Below are 21,721 nucleotides of genomic sequence, written 5' to 3'. Positions count from 1 at the left end.
GGGCCGGGTAGCGGTAGTGGTGCCCGTCATTCTCCTTGAGCTGGTGAGAGATCGGCCTGCGTCATTCCCGTCTGGCGGCTACCGCCGGACCAATCCTGGCCGCGGACGGACTCGTGAAGTAGTCCCCAGATGATCGCGGAGCGGAGACCGTTCGTTACATACCGGGGCCATCCGGTCGCCGGGTCGTAGGCCGTCCGCCGCCGGGGGTGCGTCTGTTCGGGACAGTGGGGTGCCCAGGTCGGCCAGATCACGTCGGAAATCCTTGACCGGCAAGGGTTTTGGTGCCTGGCTCCGGGTGTGTCGCTGTGCGTGACAGTTGTCCGAAGGCCGTAACACGGCCCCCGCCCGCGTCGACCTGCTTGACGGTTCGCGATCACACAAGCTCCCGCTCGGGGAGCCCGAGCGACAGGCAGGTGGATGAGCGATCCGGAGATCATCTGTGGTCCCGTGCTGCGACGGGTCACGCCGACCGCGGTGAGCGTGTTCCTGGCCCTGCGGAGCCACCGCAAGGTCACGCTGCGGGTGTACTCGGGGGAGACCCCGGACGGCACCGGCACCACGGTCGTGCAGGTGGGTACCGCTGAGACGGTGCGGTTGGGGGAGCGGCTGTTCGTCGTGACGGTCACCTCGGCCGTGCCGGAGGGCACGACCGCGCCCGCGGCCGGTGCCGACCTGCGGTACCAGGTGTTCCTCGGCGCGGCCGACGGCACCGCGGCACCCGTGCCCGACGGGCCGTCGGCGACCACGCTGTTCACGCCCGGCGTGCTGGTCGCGGGGGACGTGAGCAGCGACGGGCGCGGGGTGGTCGGCTACCGCCTGACCGGGCGGCAGCTGCCCGGTTTCCAGGTCCCGCCGGACGATCCCGCGCAACTGCGCGTGCTGCACGGCGGCGACCGCAGCCCCGACGGCGAGGGCCGTGACGCGCTCGCGACCGCCGACCGGCTCGTCCGGGACGCGCTCACCGACCCCGCGACGGGCGCCCGCCCGCACGCGCTGGTGCTGACCGGCGACCAGGTACGCACCGACGACGGCTCGGCGCTGCTGCTCGCGCTGGCACGGGCGGCCGCCGCGAAGTGGGGGGTCGCGCACGACCCGCTGCCGGGGCTGGTCGACACCGAGCAGCCCGCCGTGCTCGGCCCGCACCGCCGGGCCGACCTCGCGAAGCGGATCGGCTTGCGCCCCACCGCGAACCACCTGCTGTCCTTCGCCGAGCACGTCGCGTTGCACCTGCTCGCGCTGTCCGACGCGGCGTGGCCCGAGCTGCCGACCGTCGAACAGGTCCACCCCGGCCTGGACTGGCCCCGGCTGACGCCCGAGCTGCGCACGAAGATCACCACCGGTGCGCCGTACACCGCGCCGGTGGTGCTCGAGGGCGAGGTCGCGTTGTTCACCGCGTACGTCCGGGCGAAGGAACGCCTCGTCGCGTTCCGGACCTCGCTCGCGGCCGCCCGTCGTGCGCTCGCCAACGTCCCGGTGCTGACCGCCATGGGCGAGCACGAGGCCGCCCCCGGCTGGAACGCGTCGCGGGCCGCGGCGACCAAGCTGATCGGCTCGCCCGCGGGCAAGCGGGTGCTGGCCAACGCCCTGTCCGCCGCCGCGGTCGTGCACGCCTGGGGCAACACCCCGGAGCAGTTCGCCCCCGCCGCGCCGGGCGGGCAGCTGCTCACCAAGCTCAAGACCTGGCTCACCCCGGCCACCCCCGCGGCGGCGGGCGCGGACGTCGACGGGCTCGTCGGCGTGCCGTCGGCGGCGCTCGCCCGGCCGACCACCGCGCTCACCTACACGTGGGCGCTGACCCGCGAGCGGTGGCAGCTGCTGTTCCTCGACACCCAGACCGACCGGGGTTTCCCGACCGCCGCGGGCGACGCGGCCGCACCGCTGCGCGACCAGGGCGTCGTGGCGGCGCTGCAACTGCTGCCCGCCCCCGCCGCCACGACGCTGACGGTCGTGGCGTCGGCGGTGCCGCTCGTGCTGACCCAGCCCAAGGAGTGGGCGGACCCGCGGGTGCGGCCCTACTCGTGGTCGGCGAACGCCGCGTCGCTGCACCTGACCATGACCAAGCTGACCACCGAGAAGGTGCCGGGCGGCACGGCCAAGAAGCGCACCCGCCGCGTCCTCGTCCTGACGGGCGGGCAGGAGCACGGGTCCGCGGTCCGCATGCGGTTCTCCGCCAAGGCACCCGCCTACGACAGCGGCACCGACACCGTCGAGGCCGTCGTCGGCCAGCTCACCGCCGCCCCGCTGCGGCACACCACCCCGCTGGGCCGCAGGCTGCACCTGCAGGGCTACGAGTCCCAGGCCGTGGTGGCGCCGTGGCGCGACTTCGTGGGCTGGGACCAGGTCTACACACCGGGCGGCACCACGCAGAAGCCGATGCCGGTCGGCTCCCAGCTCACCGGCGCCGAACGCACCCCCGCGGTGTGGACGATCGCGGGCAAACCGCAGCTCGCCGAGGCGACCCCGGACCAGCTCGTCGAGGTCAGCCCGCACTGGGCGTGGCGCGCCGAGTACCAGCGCAGCGCGCTCGTCCCGCCACCCGTGCCGGGGCAGCTGGAGGAGGTCGAGCCGGTCCGCGCACCGTGGGACCGCGGCGACGACGAGGACGCGCCCGACCCGGACACCTCGACACCACCCGCCGAGGCGCCGCCGGTCTGGAACCTCGGCCGGTTCCGGCGCGCGGCCTACAACCACGCCCACCACCGCACGTGGTGGGCCGCCGGGTCGGACCTGGTCGGCGAGAACGCGTTGGCGGACCTCGCTTTCACCACCGTCCCGGCCGACGCGCCCGCGACCACGCCACCGCCGGTGCCGGGTGCGGTCGCGACCGTCAAGGCCACGCAGTGGTGGTGGGCCGACGACGGCAAGGACACCGCGGCGCGGACCAGGTTCGACGTGCGGCTCGACCCGGGCTGGGGCTGGTACGACGGCGACCGGTACAGCGGCCGCGCGCTGCGCCGCGGCGACACCGACGCCAAACCCGGTGTGCAGGCCTCGTACTGGGGCGTGCGGCAGGCCGCGGGCACGTACGTCGCCGACCTGCAGAAGGACCTGTCCGACCTGGGCTTCAAGATCGTCGACCGGGACACGCGGGGTGAGTTCGCCGAGCACACCGAATGGGCGGTGCGGGAGTTCCAGATCTACGCCCGGTCGAAGAAGGGCGTGCGGGAGAAGACCTACACCGGCACCGTCCCGAGCCGGTACGTGGACCGGCTGGAACCGTTCGACGTCGAGGTCGACATGCGCTACGACGGGCCGCAGGACAAGGTCACCGGCGTCGTGAACCGCAACACGCGCAGGCTGATCGGCCACTGGGTGGCCAACCGCCTGCGCTGCCCGGTGGTGATCGAGGCCATGGTGATCACCGGCGGCAACCCCGCGCCGCCGACGGCGGGCCGGGGGAACATCTGGCACCACACGGAACCCGGGGTCAGCGCGCCGAGGGCGTTCGCGACCGACTTCACCGGCCGCTACACCGTGGCCGCGACCGAGTCGTACGCGCAGCCCGCGTCGACCGACCCGGCGGGCGGTCCGGACCTGCGGCCGCGCCTGGTGATCCTCGCCGGCTGGACCGACGACAACGACGTGCTGGTCCAGGCGGCCAGCAAGTCGACCGACCCGCTCCCGCACAAGCCGCAGATCAAGGCGCAGATGGACGGCGGGCAGTTCAGCAGGCCGAACACCATGTTGCCGCGGCTGGAGATGAAGCCGGAGACCATGCTCACCGGCAACCCGACGGTGGCCACGCTGGTGTCCGACATCGCGACCCCGGCGGGCACGGACGCGGCGGCCCGCGAGGCGGCGCGGCTCGCCGCCCGGCGGCGGTTGTCGACCTACAAGGTCATCCGGTCCGTCGCCGAGGTCGAGGCGATCGGCTTCTTCGACGGGATCAACGGCTACGACAACGCGTTCCTGTCGATGGGCCCGTGCCACTGGACGATGGGCAAGCTGCTGCCCGAGAAGCCCGTGCCCGCGCTGGCCATGCCCGGCCCGCACGTGATCGCCGTCGAGAAGGGCTGGAAGGTCGAGCAGGGCGAGTTCTGGGGGTTCCTCGCGCTACTCGAGCACCTCTACCCGGAGACCTTCCACGCGCACTTCGGCATCGACGGGATCCGCCCGGCCAAGAAGTGGACCGCGCCGACCCTGTGGGACTCCTCGGGCCGCAAGTACGCCACGTTCGCCATGCTCACCAACGACCTCGCGCCCAAGCAGCTGGACGACAAGGTCCGGGAGTACAACTACTTCCACTCCTGGCACAGCTTCTACCGGATGCTGATGGCCGTCCGCACCGACGACAACGTGCGGCGCGCGATGTACCGGATGGCCGGGCAGCGGATCTGCGACGTGCTCGCCGCCACCTGGCCGACGGCAACCGGCGAGGACATGCCACCGGAGACCACCCCGGCGGGCGGCACGGCGCGGCGGCCGAGGATCGGCGAGGTGGTCAACTCCGAGCGGGGTGTCGCGCTGCTCTACCGGTGGCACATCCTCAGCCCGGCCGGGCTGTTCAGCCCCAAGGAGAACACCAACCAGCTGCGGCCCGCGTACCGGTTCGCCGTGCACGGCGAGTGCGGTTCCTGCGGTGCCGCCGAGAAGCGGCACCCGATCGACCCGTGGTCGCCCTCCGGCGGCGCCCGCGTCGACCCCGGGTGGACCGGCGACCCGGCCACGTGGGGCGACGCGCACGAGCACGCGCTCGTCGCCGGGATCGTGCACCGCGCCAACCACCACTCGAACGACAACATGAAGGACACCATCAACACCGTCCGGGACTGGCCGAAGTGGTTCGGCGGGACCACCACGGACTTCACCCTCGAGGTCGGCCAGCTGCCCAAGCCGGGTGACGCCGGTGTCGACCCCGCCGTGTTCCCCGTCAGCGAGCAGCAGCTCAAGCGCGGCCGCGGCTCGTTCCTCCTGGACTCCGCGGGCCTCCCGTACCCCGACGGCCGCGCCAACACCACCGTCGGAGGCGGTTCATGAGCACCGAACAGGACCTGCTGAGCCAGTTGTGGCTGGAGCTGCGGCGGTTCGCCGAGCCGCTGCTGATCGCCGCGGGCGGGCCGGAGCAGCGCGCCGAGCTGGCGCGGCGCCTCGGCTGGGACCTCGACGCACTCGGCGAACGCCTCGGCGTCACCGACATCGCCACCCTGGACACCCAGATCACCACGTGGATCGCCGGTGTCGAGTCGGCGGTCGCGGCGGTCGAGCAGATCATCGACGGCGGCATCCCCGATTCGCTCGCCGACGCCAAGGAACACGCGGCGGCGGTCGCGGCCGCGGTCAAGCAGCTGCGCGGCCTGCCGCAGCCGTGGAAGGCGACGCTGCCGCCGATCGTGCTGGCGCACATGGGAGAGGACCTCGTCGAGCACCTCACCGACGGCTACCTCGCCGACCGGGCACCGCTGCTGCGCCGCGTGCTCGCGCTGCTCGGCACGCTCGACCCGCGCGGGTCCGGCCCGCTCGGGCCGCCCGACCCGGACACCGGCCGCCCGGTGCGGTTGCCCATGCGGCGCGCGGAGGTCCGCCCCGACCGGCTGGTCGGGTTGTTCTCCGACCCGCTCGCCGTGCTGCGCGAGACCTACGGCACCGGCGACGACCTCGCCGCGCTCGCCGACGCGCTCTTCCCGCGTGTCGCCGACCTGCTCACCGAACTGGGGCTGCGGGCGTCCTACGGCGTGAAGGCGGGCGCCGGGGTCGACGTCGGCGGTGGCACCGCCGACCTCGCCGCGCACATGCTGACGGTGCGCGGCACCGCGGGCGCCGGGGAGGCGGCGGTCGCGTGGGGCGTGAGCGTCGGGCTGTCGGCGGACGAGACCGGCGGGCTCGGGCTCGTCGTCGTGCCGCACGGGGAGATCGACTTCACGACCGTCGCCGGCGGCTGGAACCTCGGCGCGTCCGTCGGCGCGGGCGGCGCCGCGTTCGCGCTCGGCCGCGACGGGTTCCTCGTAGACGGCTCCGCCACCGAGGTGGACGTCGAGCTGACCGCGGCGCGCCGCACCGCGGAGGACCGGCCGGCACTGCGCATCGGCGCGGCGAACGGCACCCGGTTCGAACTCGACGAGTTCCTGGTGCGGCTGTTCGCGAACCTCCGCGCGGACGGGCCGGACTACGGGGTGTCGGTCAGCGCGGACAAGGCGGCGCTGGTCGTCGCGCCCGCCGCCGACGGGGACGGCTTCCTCGCGAGCGTGCTCAAGGGCGTGCAGGTCCGGGTGCCGATCACCGCGGCGCTGGGCTGGTCGCGGTCCGGCGGGCTGTCGATCGCGGGCGGCGCGACCCTGGACACCGGATCGATGCCGCTGCACCTGAAGCTCGGCCCGGTCACCGTCGAGGCCATCCGCCTCGCCATGACCGCGTCCGTGGCGGAGAGGAAGCTCGCGCTCACCGCGTCCACCAACCTGGCGCTGGACGTCGGGCCGGTGCACGCCACCGTGGACGGCATCGGCGTCACCGGCGCCCTGACCTTCCCCGACGGCGGCGGCAACCTCGGCCCGGCGCACTTCGGCGTGGACTTCGCACCGCCGAAGGGGATGGCGCTGCGCATCGACGCGGGTGCGGTCACCGGCGCCGGGTTCCTGGCGTTCGACCCGGCCGCCGGCCGCTACGCGGGTGGCGTGGACCTGGAGTTCGCCAAGCTGCGGCTGTCCGCGCTCGGCCTGCTCACCACCAAGCTGCCCGGCGGCAAGCCGGGGTTCTCGCTGCTGCTCGTGGTCAACGCCCGGTTCCCGCAGCCGATCCCGCTGGGCTTCGGCTTCAACCTGGCCGCGGTCGGCGGCATGCTCGGCGTCAACCGCGCCTTCGACAAGGCACACCTGCAGGCGGCCGTCGGCGACGGCTCGCTCGCCGCGATCCTCTCGCCGGGCGACGTCATCGGGCGCGAGAGCGACCTGCTGAACCGGCTGGAGTCGATCTTCCCGGTCGCGCCCGGCCGGGTGATCTTCGGCCCGACCGCGCGGCTCACGTGGGGCACCCCGACGATCATCACCGCCGACCTCGGCCTCGCCGTCGAGCTGCCGAAGCCGGTGCGGCTGGTGGCGATGGGCCGGGTGAAGGTGCTGCTGCCGCACGAGAAGGCCCCCGTCGTGGAGATCAACCTCGACGCGGTCGGCTTCCTCGACTTCGGCGCGGGCACCCTCGACATCGACGCCCGGCTGTACGACTCGCGGATCGCGCAGTGGACGCTCACCGGCGGCATGGCGCTGCGCGCGCGGTGGAGCGGCGACGGCGACTTCGTGCTCAGCGCGGGCGGTTTCCACCCGCGCTACACGCCGCCGCCGTCGTTCCCGAAGCTCGCGCCGCTCGCGCTCGCCATCGGCAACCCCGGCTCGTCGGTCAGCGCCCGCTTCAGCTCCTACCTCGCGGTCACCACGAACACGTTGCAGCTGGGCGGAAAGGTCGAGGTGCACGCGAAGGCGGGCAAGTTCACCGCCGACGGCTCGCTCAGCCTGGACGTGCTCGTGCAGCTCGACCCGTTCGGGTTCGAGGCGGACCTGAACCTGCTCATCGCGGTGCGCTGGTCGGGGCACCTGCTGCTGGGGGTCGCGGCGTCGCTGTACCTGCGCGGGCCCGGCCAGTGGCACGTCCGCGGCCACGCCAAGGTGGAGGTGCTGTTCTTCTCCGCGGAGGTGTCCTTCGAGAGCCGGTTCGGGCGGGCGCCGACCCCGATCGCGCCCACCCCGCAACCGGTGCTGGCGCTGGTGCGGGACGCGCTGGGGCAGCGGGGTTCCTGGCAGGTCACCGACACCGCCGCCCTGCCGACGATCACCGTGCGGCCCGGCGCCACGGCCGAGGGGCTGCTGGTGTCGCCGTCGTCGCGGATCGTCGTCCGGCAGCGGGTGGCCCCGCTCGGCGGGCTGCACCTCGACCACTTCGGCACCGCACCGGTCAGCGGCGACACCGAGATCGCCATCACCGCGGCCGACCTCGGCGGGCGCGCCGCGCCGGTGACCGAGGTGCGGGACCCGTTCGCGCGCAGCCAGTTCTTCGAGCTGAGCGACGAGGAACGGCTGTCGTCGCCGTCGTTCGAGCCGATGCCCTCCGGGGTCGCGTTCACCGCGGCGGGCGGCACCGGCACGGTCGACACCGCGGGTGTGGTCGTCGACGTCGGCTACCGCACCACGGTCGTCGACGCCCCGGACGCGGCCAGGACCACGTTCGCCGCCACCGCCGCCACCGACGGCGCCGACCACGTCATGTCCGCCGACGACGTGCTGGTGCTCGCCACCGGCGGCGCGGCGGCCAGGGCCGCGACCCGCGACAGCGGCACCGCGAAGTTCACCGACCCCGCCGCGGGCATCGACCTCGGCGTGCGCGACAACGCCTACGCGATCGTCGACGCCGGGACGCTGTCGGGCGTCGCCCGGCTCGCGGGCCTCGCCGAGGCGCCGCGGCTGACCAGGACCGAGGCGCTCGACCAGCTGCGGCGCACCGCGTCCGGCGCGGCGCCCCTCGTCGTCGTCCCCGTGAGCGAGACCGCCGACGCGGTCGCCGCCACCACCGAACGCCGGGCCGCGCGCCCGGAGAAGGAGACGGTGCCGGCATGACGGCACTCAGCGAGCGCCCCGCGGCCGTGACCACGGGCCAGCCCGCCCGCCGCCACCTGCTGTCGTGGGTCCGCGACCCGCTCGCCGCGCAGCTCACCGAGCGCGACGACGGCACCCGCCCGGTCCCCGCCCGCGGCACGCTCGGCACCGGGGTGACCGTCAACGGCCAGCGCGTCGAAGGACCCGGCGTCGAGCTGCACGGCCCCGGTGACGTCATGGGCATCGACCTGCGGCAGATCGTGCGCACCGAGCCGTCCGCGGACGCCACCGCGGCCGAACCGGAGTACCTCGCCGCGATCGACTTCGACGACCCGGCGCTGCCGTGGCGGCTCACCCCGCTCGCGCCCCGCGAGCCGGACGGGCTGCTGCGGCCGTGGCTGGTGCTCGTGGTGGTCGACACCGCCGAGCCCGGGGTGGAGTTCGAGACCCCGCGTGCCGACCGGCTCGCCGTGCTCACCACCCCGGGCAGGCTGTTGCCGTCGCTGGCCGACAGCCCGGCGTGGGCGCACGCCGACGTGATCACCACGGGCGCCGAGACCGTCGAGGACGTGCTCGCGAACCACCCGGAGCGGGCGGTGTCCCGGCTCGTCTGCCCCACCCCGCTGACGGCGGGGCGCCGGTACCTGGCGTGCCTGGTGCCCGCGTTCGCCCACGGCGTGGTCGCGGGCCTGGGCGGCCATCCCGACGGCGCCACCACCGGCAAGGCGTGGCAGGACGGGGCCGCGCAGGTGCGGCTGCCGGTCTACTACTCGTGGCGGTTCACCACCGGCCCCGGCGGCGACTTCGCGACGCTGGCGGCGAAGCTGCACGCGGTCGTGCCCGCCGACGGCAGGCGCAGGCTGGCCTACCGGGGCGCGGACGCCGAGCTGGACGAGGTGCTCGGAGCCGACGAGGGCGTGGCCACCGTGCTGCCCGCGTTGCGGCCCGCCGCCGCCGACCCGGACCAGCCGGTGCCGTCGTCGTGGCCGCTCGCCATGCGCGTGCTGCTGCAGCGCGGCGTGACCGAGCTGGCGCCGCCGGTGCACCTCGGCGGGCACCTCGGCACGCCCCGCGGGCTGGCGGGCGACGCCCCGCCGTGGCTCGTCACGCTCAACACCGACCCGCGCATGCGGGCCGCGGCGGGCATCGGCGCGCAGGTCGTCCGCGAGGAGCAGGAGGCGCTGATGTCGGCGGCCTGGGCACAGGCGGCCGCGCTGGAGCAGGCCAACACGGAGCTGCGGCAGGGCGTCAACGCCCGTGCCGTCGCCGAGAACCTGCACCGCCGCCACCTCGCACCGGGCGGGACCGCCGGGTTCGCCGCCGCCGCCACGGCGGACCGCGAAGCCGACGTGATGCTCCAGCGCGCGGCGCCGGTGCTCGACCGGCTGCCGTCGGTGAACGGCGCCGACGCGGGCACGGTCGCCGGTGAGCTGGCCACGCACGACGCCACCGCGGCCGCGGTCACCGCCGCCGCGACCCGCGCGCTGCGGCCGACCACGACCGTCGCCAAGCGGGCCGGGGCCACCGTGCGCGCTCCGCTGGTGGCGCCGGTGAGCAAGCTGGCCAGGGCCGACCTGCCGCTCATCACCACGAGCCCCGGCGACATCATGTACCGGACCCCCGACTGGGTCCGCTTCCACACCGGCGTGGCCCGCCCGGCGGGCGACACCGTCGCGGGCGCGCCGAAGTGGTGGCAGGCCTGGCTGCAACCCGCCGCGCAGCGGCCGCTGGTCACCCCGGGCAGGCACGCGCGGATGGCCGACGTCGTCACCCTCGAACCGGTCGCCGGCCAGCCGGGCGCGCTGCGCGTGACCGTGGACCGCGACATGGGTCCCGACGGGGTGTGCCGCGTGCCGGGCGGCCCCGCGTTCACCGTCCCGGCCCCGGCGGGGATCACCGCGGACACCGAGTTCGTGGGTGGCGCGCTCGTCCGAGGGCGGGACAGCGAGCCCGCGCTCGCCGTGCTGTACCGGCGCAACGAGCTGGTGACCGGCAAGTGGACCTCCTACCGCACCCACCACCTGGTGCGGTGGATCACCAAGGTCACGCCGACCGGGTACGCGACGGCCTCCGGCCTCACCGAGCTGGGCACGGCACGCTGGAGCCAGGAGAGCCCGTACCAGTTCGACGGCGCGCTGAGCCTGTCCGCCCGGCGCGTCGCGGGCGGCCCGGACGAGATGGTCGTCTTCGCCGCCGACCCCCAGGGTGGTTCGATCACCGGCTACGCCTCCCGGCCCGACGGGTCGGTCACCAGGGCTTTCGCCTACATTCCGCCGTCCCTCGTCTGGCCCTACAGCGTGTGGGGCACGAACCTCAGCATGAAGGCCGCCTTCCTGCCGCCCGTGTTCACCGGCGTGGACACCCCGCCCACAGACGTCGTGGTCGCCTGGCTGCACGAGGGGACCGACGAGTACGGCGCGCCCGTGTGGGAGCTGCGCTACTGCGGCATCCGCAACTTCTTCGGCCCCGGCCAGGTGCTCGGGCAGTCGTTGTGGGGCGGTGCCGTCGCACCGCGTTTCGGTGGCGAGGAGAACTTCCCGTCGCTCGATCTCACGGTCACCGACGTCGACGGCGGGCTCGGCCCGCAGCTGCTCGTGCACGTCACCCACGCGTACGTCTCGCCGTACAACGGACAGGTCGAGTGGCAGACCGTGCAGGTGCGGCCGCAGGTGGACGACCGTGCGTGGGAGCCGATCCCACCACCGGAGGAAGAGCCGTGGCCGTCCGACGGCTCGCCGGACGGCAGCCCCAAGCCGATCCCCGAACCGGACGAGTCACCGGCCCCGAAGCCGCCGCTGGAGGAGGCGTTCGCACCCGCGGCCGTGACCGCGGAGGCCGCCGCGACGACGGCCACCGCGGCGAACCTCCCGGGCCGGTACGCGGCCGGGCCGAAGACGCGGCGGGTCGTCGGGGACATCGACGAGACCCGGCTGACCCGGCTCGCCCGGTACGCCGAGCGGTTCGCCGCGGCCGCCGAGACGCACCAGCGGCGGATCGTGACCACGCTGACCGACCAGCCGGGTGACGTGTGGACCCCCGCCGCCTACCAGGTGTCGTCGCTGGTCGACGAGGTCGCCCAGGGGCTGGCGCCGGGGGAGACGATCAACCGCCGGGTGCTCGACCGCGTCGTGTTCGACGGCGGCCCGCTGCCCGACGCGCCCGCCGGCCTCGCCGCCGACGGCGAGGCCCCGGACCCGCTGCGGCCGCGCTTCTACGAACCCGTCTTCACCCAGCCCATGTCCGGGCCGCTGCTGAGCAGGTTCGCCGAACTGGTGGCCCCCGGCGCGGACGCGCTGCCGCCCGACGGGCTCGCGCTCATGACCGGCAACGCCGAGCTGATCGCCGCGTACCTCGCGGGCGTCAACTCCGAGTTCGGCCGCGAACTGCTGTGGCGGGGCTACCCGACGGGCGGCCGGGCCACCTGGTTCCGGCGGTTCTTCGACATCAGGGGCACCGCCGCGAGCGCACGCGACGGTGATGTGCTGCCCATCGACCAGTGGGGCGACAAGGAGCTGCGCGACGTCGCCACCGGCACCGCGTCCGGCGACGGCGTCACCCTGCTCGTGCGTGCCGAGCTGCTGCGCCGCTTCCCGAACACGGTGGTGCAGGCCGTGCCCGCGGTCCACACCGAGCACGGCCGCCGCCCGGAGGGCGTGGGCGTCAACCCGACCGCCACCGGCGTCCTCGGCGACGACCTGGCCGTGTTCACCTTCCCGGTCGACCCCGACGACCTCGTCGGCGGCGCGACCGGCGCGGCGGGCTACTTCTTCGTGTTCGCCGAACCCCCGACCCAGCCCCGGTTCGGGCCGCGGGCCACCCCCGACTGGTCCCGCCCCGGCGGTCCGACCGCGGGTGACCTGCTGCGCCTCCCGCACCGCGTGGCCATCCACGCCTCCGACCTACTCGATGGAGCCACCGCATGACCACGCCCGCCTACGACTGGCGCACGGCGGTCGACACCCCGATCGCACTGCTGCCGGTCCGCCTGGAGACGCGCTTCGCCGGGTCGGAACTCCTCGTGCGCGTCTACCCGGACACCATCCACGTCGACACCCACGAGCCGGCGCTGACCGCGGACGAGACCACCGCCGGGCTGACGTTCTGGCAGGTCACCCGCGCGAACACGCCGCCGGAGACCGCCGACCAGGCCACCCGCGACCGCATGGCCGCCGAGTGCGACCGCGCCTGGCGCGAGCTGGCCGACCGGTTCGGCTCCGCCCGGGGCGCCTGGGTCGCGCGCAGCACCCGCAACGGCGCGCCGACCGGGACACCGCGCGCGGGCAGCTGGACCCGCCCGCCGCTCGCCCGGCTGCTGCCCACCCGCTGGCAGGTCCGCGGCTACCGGGCGGCCCGGCCCGCCGCCCAGGCACCGGAGGTGACCTGGACGGTGACCGGCGGCGAGATCCGGCCGGACCTGGCCGTCGGGCCGGACCCGAACGCGGTCCTGCCCGGCACCCCGGCCGACGACCAGGTGCTCGTCGACCCCGGCATGCGCTGGATGATCGACTTCGCGGAGGCGGAAGCCGCGGGCATGGCGGTCCGCGTCCCCCTCAGCGTCGACCCCAAGCTGTTCGACCTCGGTGTCGACCGGCTCGTGGTGGTCGGCGTCGACGAGCGCCGCGACCCGTGGCGTGCCGCCACCGGCCTCGCCGACCTGTTCGAGGCCCACCACTACACCGACGGGTTCTGCGTACTCGAGCCCGGCACGCCCACGAACGACCCCGACGGCACGGTGTCGGAGACCAGCCCGCGTGGCCAGGTCCGCGACGCGCACCACCGCAGGATCGACGCCTCCCGGTACCAGGTGGCGCCCCACCCCGCGGGCACGGTCGGCGCCGACCTGCTCGGCGCGCTCGGCGTCCCGTTCGGCTACGGCGGCGCCGCCGCCCGCGCCGCCGGTGGCGACCGGGTGGACCACCAGCGCGACGCCGCCGCCGCGCTGTGGTCGGTGACCTGGGGTTACTTCCTGTTCCACGTGCTCGACGGGGTGCCGTTCGCGAGCATCCGGGAGGCCCGGCGGCACTTCGTCGACCACGTCCGCCCGCGCGGGCACCTGCCGGTGGTGCGGATCGGCGACCAGCCCTACGGCGTGCTGCCCACGATGGGCCGCACCACCTCGTTCCGCACCGGCGACACCGCGCCGGTGCGGATCATCCGCGACGTGCTCGACCGCATCGGCCGCGACAAGGTCCGCCGCGTCAGCGACCGCTACTGGTGGCCGCCGAGCGGCACCCCGGACACCCGCGACCCCGCGACGCGCCTGGTGCAGGCACTGACCATGCAGCCGATCTCGCACGCCGTGCTCGGCCAGCCGGTCGCCGGACCCGAGTACGCGCACGGCCTGTGGCGCTTCGGCGGGATGGGCCGCGACGTGTTCGGCCGGTGGGACGCCGTCCTCAGCCCGGAGCTGCGGACCGTGTTCCGCGACCTGGGCCTCCCTGCCGAGCAGGCGCACCTGCGGGCCGAGTTCGGCCACACGTTCCCGCTGCCCGTCGACCTCCTGCCCGCCGCACCGGGCACGGCGCTGCGCGAGCTGCTCGCCATGACCACCCAGCAGCTGCGTGATCTCGCGCTCGGCCCGGACGCTTCGCTGCTGCAGCGGTTGCTGCGCCAGGCCGCGCTGGAGGAGGTGCGCAACGCGCTCATCCAGTACGACGGCGGCGACCGCCGCCACCGCGAGACCGAACTCGTCGACATGGACCCGGACCGGCCGCAGTCGGCCACGCTGTGGCGCGAGCTCGCCCGGTCCGTGCCGCCCGGGTACACCGGCGCCGCGAAGAACCTGGGGGAGTGGCTGGTCGAACCACGCACCGGTGACCCCGTGCAGGCCGACCGCGCGGAGTTCCGCGCCGCCGTCGGCAGGCTCGCCGACCTCGACCCCGCCGAGCTGGAGCCGCTCGTCCGGGCCACCCTCGACACCGCCGCGTACCGCACCGACGCGTGGGAGACCTCCCTCGCCGCCCGGCGCCTGTCCCTGGCGCGTACCGGCGCCATGCCCACCGGGGTGCTGGTCGGCGGGTTCGGCTGGCTCGCCGACGTCCGCAAGGCGGCCCGGACCGTGGTCACCGTCCCGCCGGACGGCGAGTCCGGCACGACGCTGTACCGCGACGACGCCAACGCCGGGTACGTGATGGCGCCGTCGATGCACCACGCCACCACGGCCGCCGTGCTGCGCGCCGGGTACGCCGCCCGCGGCGGTGGCGTCGGCGCGCCGGGCAACGGCACCCGCCCGGTCGCGGTGAACCTGTCCGCCGACCGGGTGCGGCTCGTGCGCCACCTCGTCGAGGGCGTGCAGGCGGGACAGCCCCTCGGCGCGCTGCTCGGCTACCGCTTCGAGCGCGCCCTCGCCACCTCCGGCGGCGGGGTCGCGGTGCGCGCCTTCCGCGTGCTCGCCCCGTTCACCGCGCAGACCCTCCAGACCGAGGGCGGCCCGAGCGAGCTGCGGCAGGCCGGGGTCGTCGCCGACGGCATCGCGCTGGAGAAGCTGCACCGGGAGAACGCGGTGCCGTGGGGACAGGGCGTGGACCCCGGGCAGCCCGACGAGCCGTCGCTGCGGCTGCCCGCCGTGGGCACGGCCGCGCACACCGCGTGCGTCGCCGCGCTCGACGGTGTGGTGGCCGCGCTCGACGCGCTCGCCGACGCCACCCTCGCCGAGGGCGTGCACCAGCTGCTCGGCGGCAACACCGTCCGGGCGGGCGCGGTGCTCGACGCGCTCACCAAGGGCGACATGCCGCCGCCCGACCTCGACGTCGTGCGCACCCCGCGCGTCGCCGCCGTGCAGGACCACCGGCTGCTGTTCCTCGGCACCGCGACCACCGCGAACACCGCCGCGGACGCCGCGGTGTGGCCGGCGAGCACCACCACGCCGCCCGCCCGGCCGCGTGCGCTCGCGTCGCCGACGCTCAACGGCTGGGCGGCGGCGCTGCTGCCCGACCCGTCGCGGGTCGTCGTCCGCGGTGAGTGGCTGAAGGACGGTGTGACCGTCGCGGTCAGCGCGCTCGACCTGCGCGTCCTCGCGCTCGCGCCGCTGGACGTCGTGTTCATGACCGACGACGAGCTGATGCGCCGCATCATGACCGCGTTCCGGTCGAACCGCCCGAAGATGGTCGGCATCTCGGAGCTGCCACGCGTGTCCACCGGCCGCGCCGTCGGCTACAACCCGCCGGCGTTCGCGTCGGTGGACGAGCTGCGGCACGCGGCCCGCGGCGTGCGGGAGCTGCTGCGGAAGGTCCGGCCGGTGCGCGGGACCGACCTCGCCCGCGAGGCGGGTCTGACGTTGACCGCGAACGTGGCCGAGCTGGCCGCGCGTGCCGACGCCGCCCGCGCGTCGCTGACCGCGGAGCTGACGGGGCTCGACGACCAGCTGGCGGCCCAGCAACCGGACACGAACCTGCTGGTCGCCCGTCTGGACGGACTGGCACGGCACGGCATCGCCGACGCCTTCCCCGAGGCGCTCCGCGACACCGAGTGGCTCACCCGCACTCGCACCCACGCGGTCACCATCTCCTTCGAGGCGCGGCGCAGGCTCGACGCCGAGGCCGAACTGGTCGCACCACCGGCCGCCGACGGCCCGGAGGCCGCCGTCCGCCACCACACCGCGCGGTTGCGGGCGCTGCTGGGCGACGACTTCCCGGTCGCGCCGACCGTCACGGTCGCGCCCGCCGACCGGGCCGCGCTGACCGACCTGCTCGGGAACAGCGGCGCACTGGTCGGGTCCGACCCGCTCGCCGTGGACACCTGGCTCACCCGGCTCGCCAGGGTGCGGCCCGGCGCGAAGGCGCTGCGCACCGCGCTCCTGCACGCCGACGCCGTCGGCGCCCCGGCGCAGCCGCTGGTGGTCGGGCAGACGCCGAGGGCGGCGACCGACCGGTGGGCCGCGCTGCCCGGGCCGTCGGCAGGCGCGGACGTGCTCGCCGTCGCCGTCCACACCACCCGCACCGTCGACCCGGCCGCCCCCCTCGCCGGTCTCGTGCTCGACGAGTGGGCGGAGCGGATCCCCGCCGCCAAGGAGGTGACCGGCGTGGCGTTCAACCACGACGCGCCCGGCGCGCGGGCGCCGCAGTCGCTGCTGCTGGCCATGCCCACCGCGCAGGACGGCAAGTGGACCGTCGACCAGGTCGTCGCCGCCGTGGAGCAGGCGTTCCACGTGGCCACGAGCCGGACCGTGCCGTGGGGGCAGGTCCGCGACGGGCACTTCCTGCCCGCCACCTACGTCCCGTTCAACTCCGACGGTGCCACCGCGAGCACCGACCTGACCGCAGCCAACCTGGGAGCGAGCTCGTGACCCCCTCGGTGACCACCTGGACGCGGCTCACGCCCCGCGTCACCTCGCCGGACATCCGCCAGAGCGTCGCCGCGCGCGTCGAGGACCCCGCGTGGCTGCTGTGCCGCCAGTGGCAGCTCGGCGAGTTCGACGGCAGCGACGGCGGCTCGCCGGTCGGCGCGCGGCTGCGCATGCAGGCGGGCAAGCTCAGCGGCTACCGGGGGCTCGGCGACGGCGGGACCGTCGCGCCCGAGTACCTCGACACGGCCACCACCCCGCTGGAGGCGGTGGTCGAGCGCGGCGCGCCGGACCCGAACGACCTGGCCCTGCGCGCCGACGGCGGCCAGCGGTTCCTGCGGCTGCTCGGCCCGCTGCGCGGCAAGTACGGCCAGCTCTTCACCGAGGCGTACCCGCTGCCCGCGGTCGCGGCCGGACCCACCGCCGACGCCGGCACCGTCGCCGAGATCGCGTTCCTGCGCGGCCGGGTGCCCGACGCCGCCGCGCTCGTGGCCGCGTTCGGCGACCCGGTGCGGCTGCCCGCGCGGCCCGCGGTGGAGGCCGCCGACCAGGCCGCGGTGCTCGCCGCGGCCACGCAGTTCGGCACGTGGTGGCGGGGCCTGGTCAGCCGCCCCGGCGCCGGCGCGACCGGCTGGTCGTCGCACCGGCTGGAGCACTCGTTCGTCCTCGGCACCCGGCTCGGCACCGACGACGTCGCCGTCGTGGCACCGGAGTACCCGGGCGGCACCCTCGACTGGTTCGACCTGCGCATGGCCCCGGCGGGCACGACGGTGCCGAACAGCTCGCCGTCGCAGGACATCGTGCGCACCGGGATGCCGGGGCCCGTCCGCTACCCGGGCATGCCGACCGACCGGTGGTGGCAGTTCGAGGACGCGCCGGTGTCCTTCGCCGGTGCGGAGACCGGCCCCAGCGACATCGGCAGGCTGCTGGTGCTCGAGTTCGCGACCCTCTACAGCAACGACTGGTTCGTGGTGCCGGTCGAACTGCCCGTCGGCACGGTCGCCAGGGTGCGGTCGCTCGTCGTCACCGACACCTTCGGCGTCCGCACCCTCGTCGACCCGGCCGCCCGCGCCGACTGGGACATGTTCCGACTGCCCGGCTCCACCCAGGCGCAGTCGCTGTTCGTGCTGCCGCCCGCACTGCCCGGCGCGCTGGAGGGCGACCCGGTCGAGGAGGTCGTGTTCCTCCGCGACGAGGCCGCCAACATCGTCTGGGCGGTCGAGCAGAGCGTGGAAGGCGCCGCGGGCGTCGCCGTCGACCGCGTGGGCCGCTACCACCCGGCGCCCGCCCCGTCCGAGGCGCCGGACGCCGACCTGGCCTACGTGCTGCGCACGGCGCTGCCCCCGGACCACTGGGCGCCGCTGCTGCCCGAGTTCAGCGCCGAAGGCGCCCGGCTGAACCGCGTGCTGCTCCCCGTCCCCGACGGTCCGCCCGCCCGGCCCGCCGGCCGCACCCTGTCGGCCACCGACTGGGTCGCGGCGGAGGAGGTCCCGCGCGAGGGCGTGCGCGTGGTCCGGCAGTGGCAACTGGCCCGCTGGACCGACGGCAGCACCCACCTCTGGCTGACGCGCCGCCGCCTGCCCGGCCGCGGCGAGGCGGACAGCGGCGTGCGGCACGACATCGTCACCCGCCCCGCCACGTGAGCGGTGGTCACCGGACCATCGCGAGGGCGGCGCGTTCCGCGCGGAGCAGAAGGGTGAACACGAAGTAGACCGCGGCGACGCACGTGCCAGTGGTGCCGACCGGGGACTCCGGTGCAGCGCCCGGCATGCCGGGCGCGAACGCGACCGGGATCCCGAGGTCGTGCGCGATCTCCGGCGGGTTGCCGACCGGCGTCGTGAAGGGCGGGGCGGGCTGCGGGCAAGTAGAGGCGTGACAGGGACAACCGCGAATTCAGTGGACCACGGCGAGTCGCCGCCGGCCGGGGCCGGCGTCGACCTGTCGGCGCCGGACCCGGGGCCGGTGTTCGGCACGCTCTTCGACGAGCACGCCGGGGCGCTGCACGCGTACCTGGCCCGCCGGGTCGGGGACGAGGTCGCCGACGACCTGGTCTCGGAGACGTTCCTGGTGGCCCTGCAGCAGCGGCACACCTACGACCCGGCCCGGGCGGGTGTGCGGCCGTGGCTGTACGGGATCGCCACCAACCTGCTGCGGCGGCACGTGCGGCAGGAGGTCCGGGGCTGGCGGGCGCGAGCACGGGTGGTCGGCACGGAACGGCTCCACGCCGAGTCGCACGAGGTCCGCGCCACCGAGCAGCTCGCGGCGCGGCAACGGGTCCGGCAGCTGGCCGGTGCGCTCGCCGCGCTGGAGCCCGGGGACCGGGACGTGCTGCTGCTGACCTCGTGGGGACACCTGAGCTCGGCCGAGGTGTCGCAGGCGCTCGGCATCCCGGTGGGCACGGTCCACTCGCGCCTGCACCGGGTGCGGCGGTGGTTGCGGTCACACAGTCCGGTTGCGACCAGCGGAATGGAGGACGGCGATGCGTGACGGCGAGCGGCAGGTGTGGACCGAGGACGAACTCGACCGAGCGCTGGGCGGTCTGTACGTGGAAACCAAACCCCGGCAACGGAACCTGGCCGAGGTGCGGAAGACCGTGATGGCACACGTGGCCGGTGCGCCGGGGGCGCGCAGGCGGCCGGTGCGCCGCCGGCTCGCCGCGGCGGCCGCGGTCGTGGTGCTCGCGACGGCGGGGGTGCTGGCGCAGACGGTGTTGTTCGCCCCGGCCGAGGCCACGGCCGCGGCGCGGGAGGCGTTGACGAGCGCGGCGGACCTCGCAGGCCGGGTCGAGGACCCGGTGCTGTCGCCGGGCCAGTACCGCTACGTGGCCACCCACGCCTGGTGGATGCGCACGACCGGCGCGGAGGACGAGAGTTTCTCCTTCCTCAACGAGAACCTCGTCGAGGTGTGGATCCCCGCGGACCCCAGCGGGGAGTGGCTGATGCGGCGCCGCGAGACGGGCAACCGCCAGTGGGTGACCGGCAACGAGGCCGAGGCCCGCGCGGCCGGCGTGGTCATCGACGAGGCGCCGTGGCCCGAGCAGCGCGCCCTCGGCGGCGCCTTCACCCGGAACGCGCCGGTGCACGGCAACTGGCAGTTCCCGAAACCGGAGTTCCTGGCCGGCCTGCCCACCGACCCCCGGCAGCTGTACGACCGGCTACGCGCGGACAGCGGCGGTGGCGCGCAGGCACTGGTGTACGCGGCGGACGCGTTGCGCACCGGGCTGATGCCGGCCGCGACCCGGGCGAACCTGCTGCGCGCCCTGGCCTACCTCCCGGGTCTCGACGTCACCGACGACGCCGCCGACCTGGACGGCCGCAAGGGCGTGGCGCTGGGCATCTCGGCGGACGGGGAGCGGCAGGAGATCATCCTCGACCCCGGCACCGGCGAGGTCATCGGCGAACGCAAGGTGTCGGACTCGATGTTCGCCGACATCCCGAAGGGCACCGTGACGGGCTACTCGTCCGTCACCACCGCGGTGGTCGACCACATCGGCGCCAAGCCCGGCCGCTGATCCGCACGACCTGGTGGTGGGCGCGTGGACAGCGTCCACCACCAGCCGGCCACAGTTTCGAGCCCCGCCGAGAACGTGCCCGCCACCGTGCTCAGTCGCCGACCGGGAAGTTGGCGCGGAACACGCCCTTCGGGTCGCGGGCCGCCTTCACCGCGCGCAGGCGGGCCAGGGTGTCCGGGGAGAAGGCGCTCGACACGTGTTCCCCCGCCACGAGCTGGGTCAACGGCTTGCGCCCGGTCGTGTACGGGCCGACCGACTCGGCGAGTGCGGTCTGCCGTTCCCGCACGCCGTCGCCGGGGATGCCGTACAGGTAGAGCGCGTACGGCTCGTCGATGTGCCCGGCTGCGGTGTCCGCGGGCCGGGTGAACGCGCCGCCCAGGTGCCGCAGCTGCACGGTGACGAGCGGTGCGATCGGCCGCTCCAGCAGGCACGCGGCGACCCGGTCGTCGAGCGCGGTGAGCAGTTCCGTGCGGGACGTGCCGGGGCGCGGGTCGACCGGCTCGGCGGTGATGTCGCCCAGGTCGGCGATCGCCATCGGCCGGCGGGTGTCCGACAGCGCGCCGTCGATCCGGTCGAGGTCGCGCAGCAGCGTCCGCGCCTCCTCCGGGTCGCCGAGGTGGGTGACGTCCACGCCGACGAGCGGCGGGCCGCCCGGGAACGTGAACAGCCCGAACCACACCGTCAGCGGTGCCGGGGCGGTCGCGGTCAGCTCGCGGTACACGTCGAGCACCCGCGCCGCGTGCTCGGCGGGCCACAGCACGCGGCCGCCGTAGAGCGACGGCGCCGGGTGCAGGTCGAACTCGACGGCGGTGACGAGCGCGAAGTCGCCGCCACCGCCGCGCAGCGCCCAGAACAGCTCCGGGTCGGTGTCCTCGGTGACCCGGGCCGGCGTCCCGTCCGCCGTGACGACGTCGAACGCGCGCACGCTGTTCGCGGCGAGCCCGTGCGCGCGGCCGAACCAGCTCAGGCCGCCGCCGAGCGTGTAGCCGGTCACGGTGACCGCCGGGCTGCTGCCCGCGAGCCCGGTCAGCCCGTGCAGGCCGGCCACCGCCTGCACCTGACCCCATTTCACGCCCGCGCCGACCCGTGCGGTGCGGTCCTCCGCCCGCACGGTCAGCTCGTCGAGCGCCCCGGTGCGCAGCAGGATCGCGCCTTCCGTGTCACCGGTCGCGCCGTGGCCGCTGGGCTGCGCGGTGATCGTCAGCCCCTCGGCGGCCGCGTACCGGACCAGCGCGGCGACGTCGCCGGCGTCCGCCGCGTCGACCACCGCCAGGACCGGCTGGTCGACGGCGAGGTTCCACGGGCGGCGGGCCTGCTCGAACCCGTCGTCACCGGGTTCGAGCACCCGGCCGCCGGCCACGCGCCTCAGGTCGGTCCCGATGGTCATCACGTGCCTCCCTCACACCCGGGCCC

The 21,721-nt window shown here is 75.3% G+C and carries 8 protein-coding genes; 7 read left to right on the top strand and 1 reads right to left on the bottom strand.

The window, feature by feature from the left end:
* Window positions 1-417 precede the first annotated feature (417 nt).
* The 7 genes from ACYQ77_RS41195 to ACYQ77_RS41165 all read left to right on the top strand — a co-directional run bounded on the left by ACYQ77_RS41195 (window position 418) and on the right by ACYQ77_RS41165 (window position 20,308).
* A complete protein-coding gene (locus ACYQ77_RS41195; RefSeq protein ID WP_459722372.1) occupies window positions 418-4,977 on the top strand; it encodes a peptidoglycan-binding protein in 4,560 nt (1,519 codons plus the stop codon).
* Window positions 4,974-8,537, top strand: coding sequence for a DUF6603 domain-containing protein (locus ACYQ77_RS41190; RefSeq protein WP_459722369.1), 3,564 nt, complete (start codon window positions 4,974-4,976; stop codon window positions 8,535-8,537). The genes ACYQ77_RS41195 and ACYQ77_RS41190 overlap by 4 nt, the downstream gene beginning before the upstream one ends.
* On the top strand, window positions 8,534-12,439 hold the full coding sequence (locus ACYQ77_RS41185) for a hypothetical protein (RefSeq protein WP_459722366.1): 3,906 nt from the start codon (window positions 8,534-8,536) through the stop codon (window positions 12,437-12,439). Before ACYQ77_RS41190 ends, ACYQ77_RS41185 begins: the two co-directional genes overlap by 4 nt.
* Window positions 12,436-16,800 (top strand): hypothetical protein, encoded by a 4,365-nt coding sequence (locus ACYQ77_RS41180; RefSeq protein ID WP_459722364.1) that lies wholly within the window; start codon window positions 12,436-12,438, stop codon window positions 16,798-16,800. The genes ACYQ77_RS41185 and ACYQ77_RS41180 overlap by 4 nt, the downstream gene beginning before the upstream one ends.
* A complete protein-coding gene (locus ACYQ77_RS41175; protein ID WP_459722361.1) occupies window positions 16,797-18,440 on the top strand; it encodes a hypothetical protein in 1,644 nt (547 codons plus the stop codon). The genes ACYQ77_RS41180 and ACYQ77_RS41175 overlap by 4 nt, the downstream gene beginning before the upstream one ends.
* A gap of 229 nt (window positions 18,441-18,669) precedes the next feature.
* A complete protein-coding gene (locus ACYQ77_RS41170; protein ID WP_459722359.1) occupies window positions 18,670-19,284 on the top strand; it encodes an RNA polymerase sigma factor in 615 nt (204 codons plus the stop codon).
* The gene (locus ACYQ77_RS41165) at window positions 19,277-20,308 is read left to right on the top strand and encodes a CU044_5270 family protein (RefSeq protein WP_459722357.1); all 1,032 of its coding nucleotides are present in this window, start codon (window positions 19,277-19,279) and stop codon (window positions 20,306-20,308) included. The genes ACYQ77_RS41170 and ACYQ77_RS41165 overlap by 8 nt, the downstream gene beginning before the upstream one ends.
* Window positions 20,309-20,399: 91 nt before the next feature.
* On the opposite strand, the gene ACYQ77_RS41160 is transcribed toward ACYQ77_RS41165, so the two are convergent.
* Window positions 20,400-21,695 carry an FAD-binding oxidoreductase gene (locus ACYQ77_RS41160; RefSeq protein WP_459722355.1) on the bottom strand — a complete coding sequence of 432 codons (1,296 nt, stop codon included), beginning with the start codon at window positions 21,693-21,695 and terminating at the stop codon, window positions 20,400-20,402.
* Window positions 21,696-21,721: the final 26 nt, after the last annotated feature.

This window comes from Actinophytocola sp. KF-1 (assembly GCF_054661535.1).
Note: the sequence above shows the minus strand (reverse complement) of the source record. Positions and strands in the feature narration are given on the sequence as shown.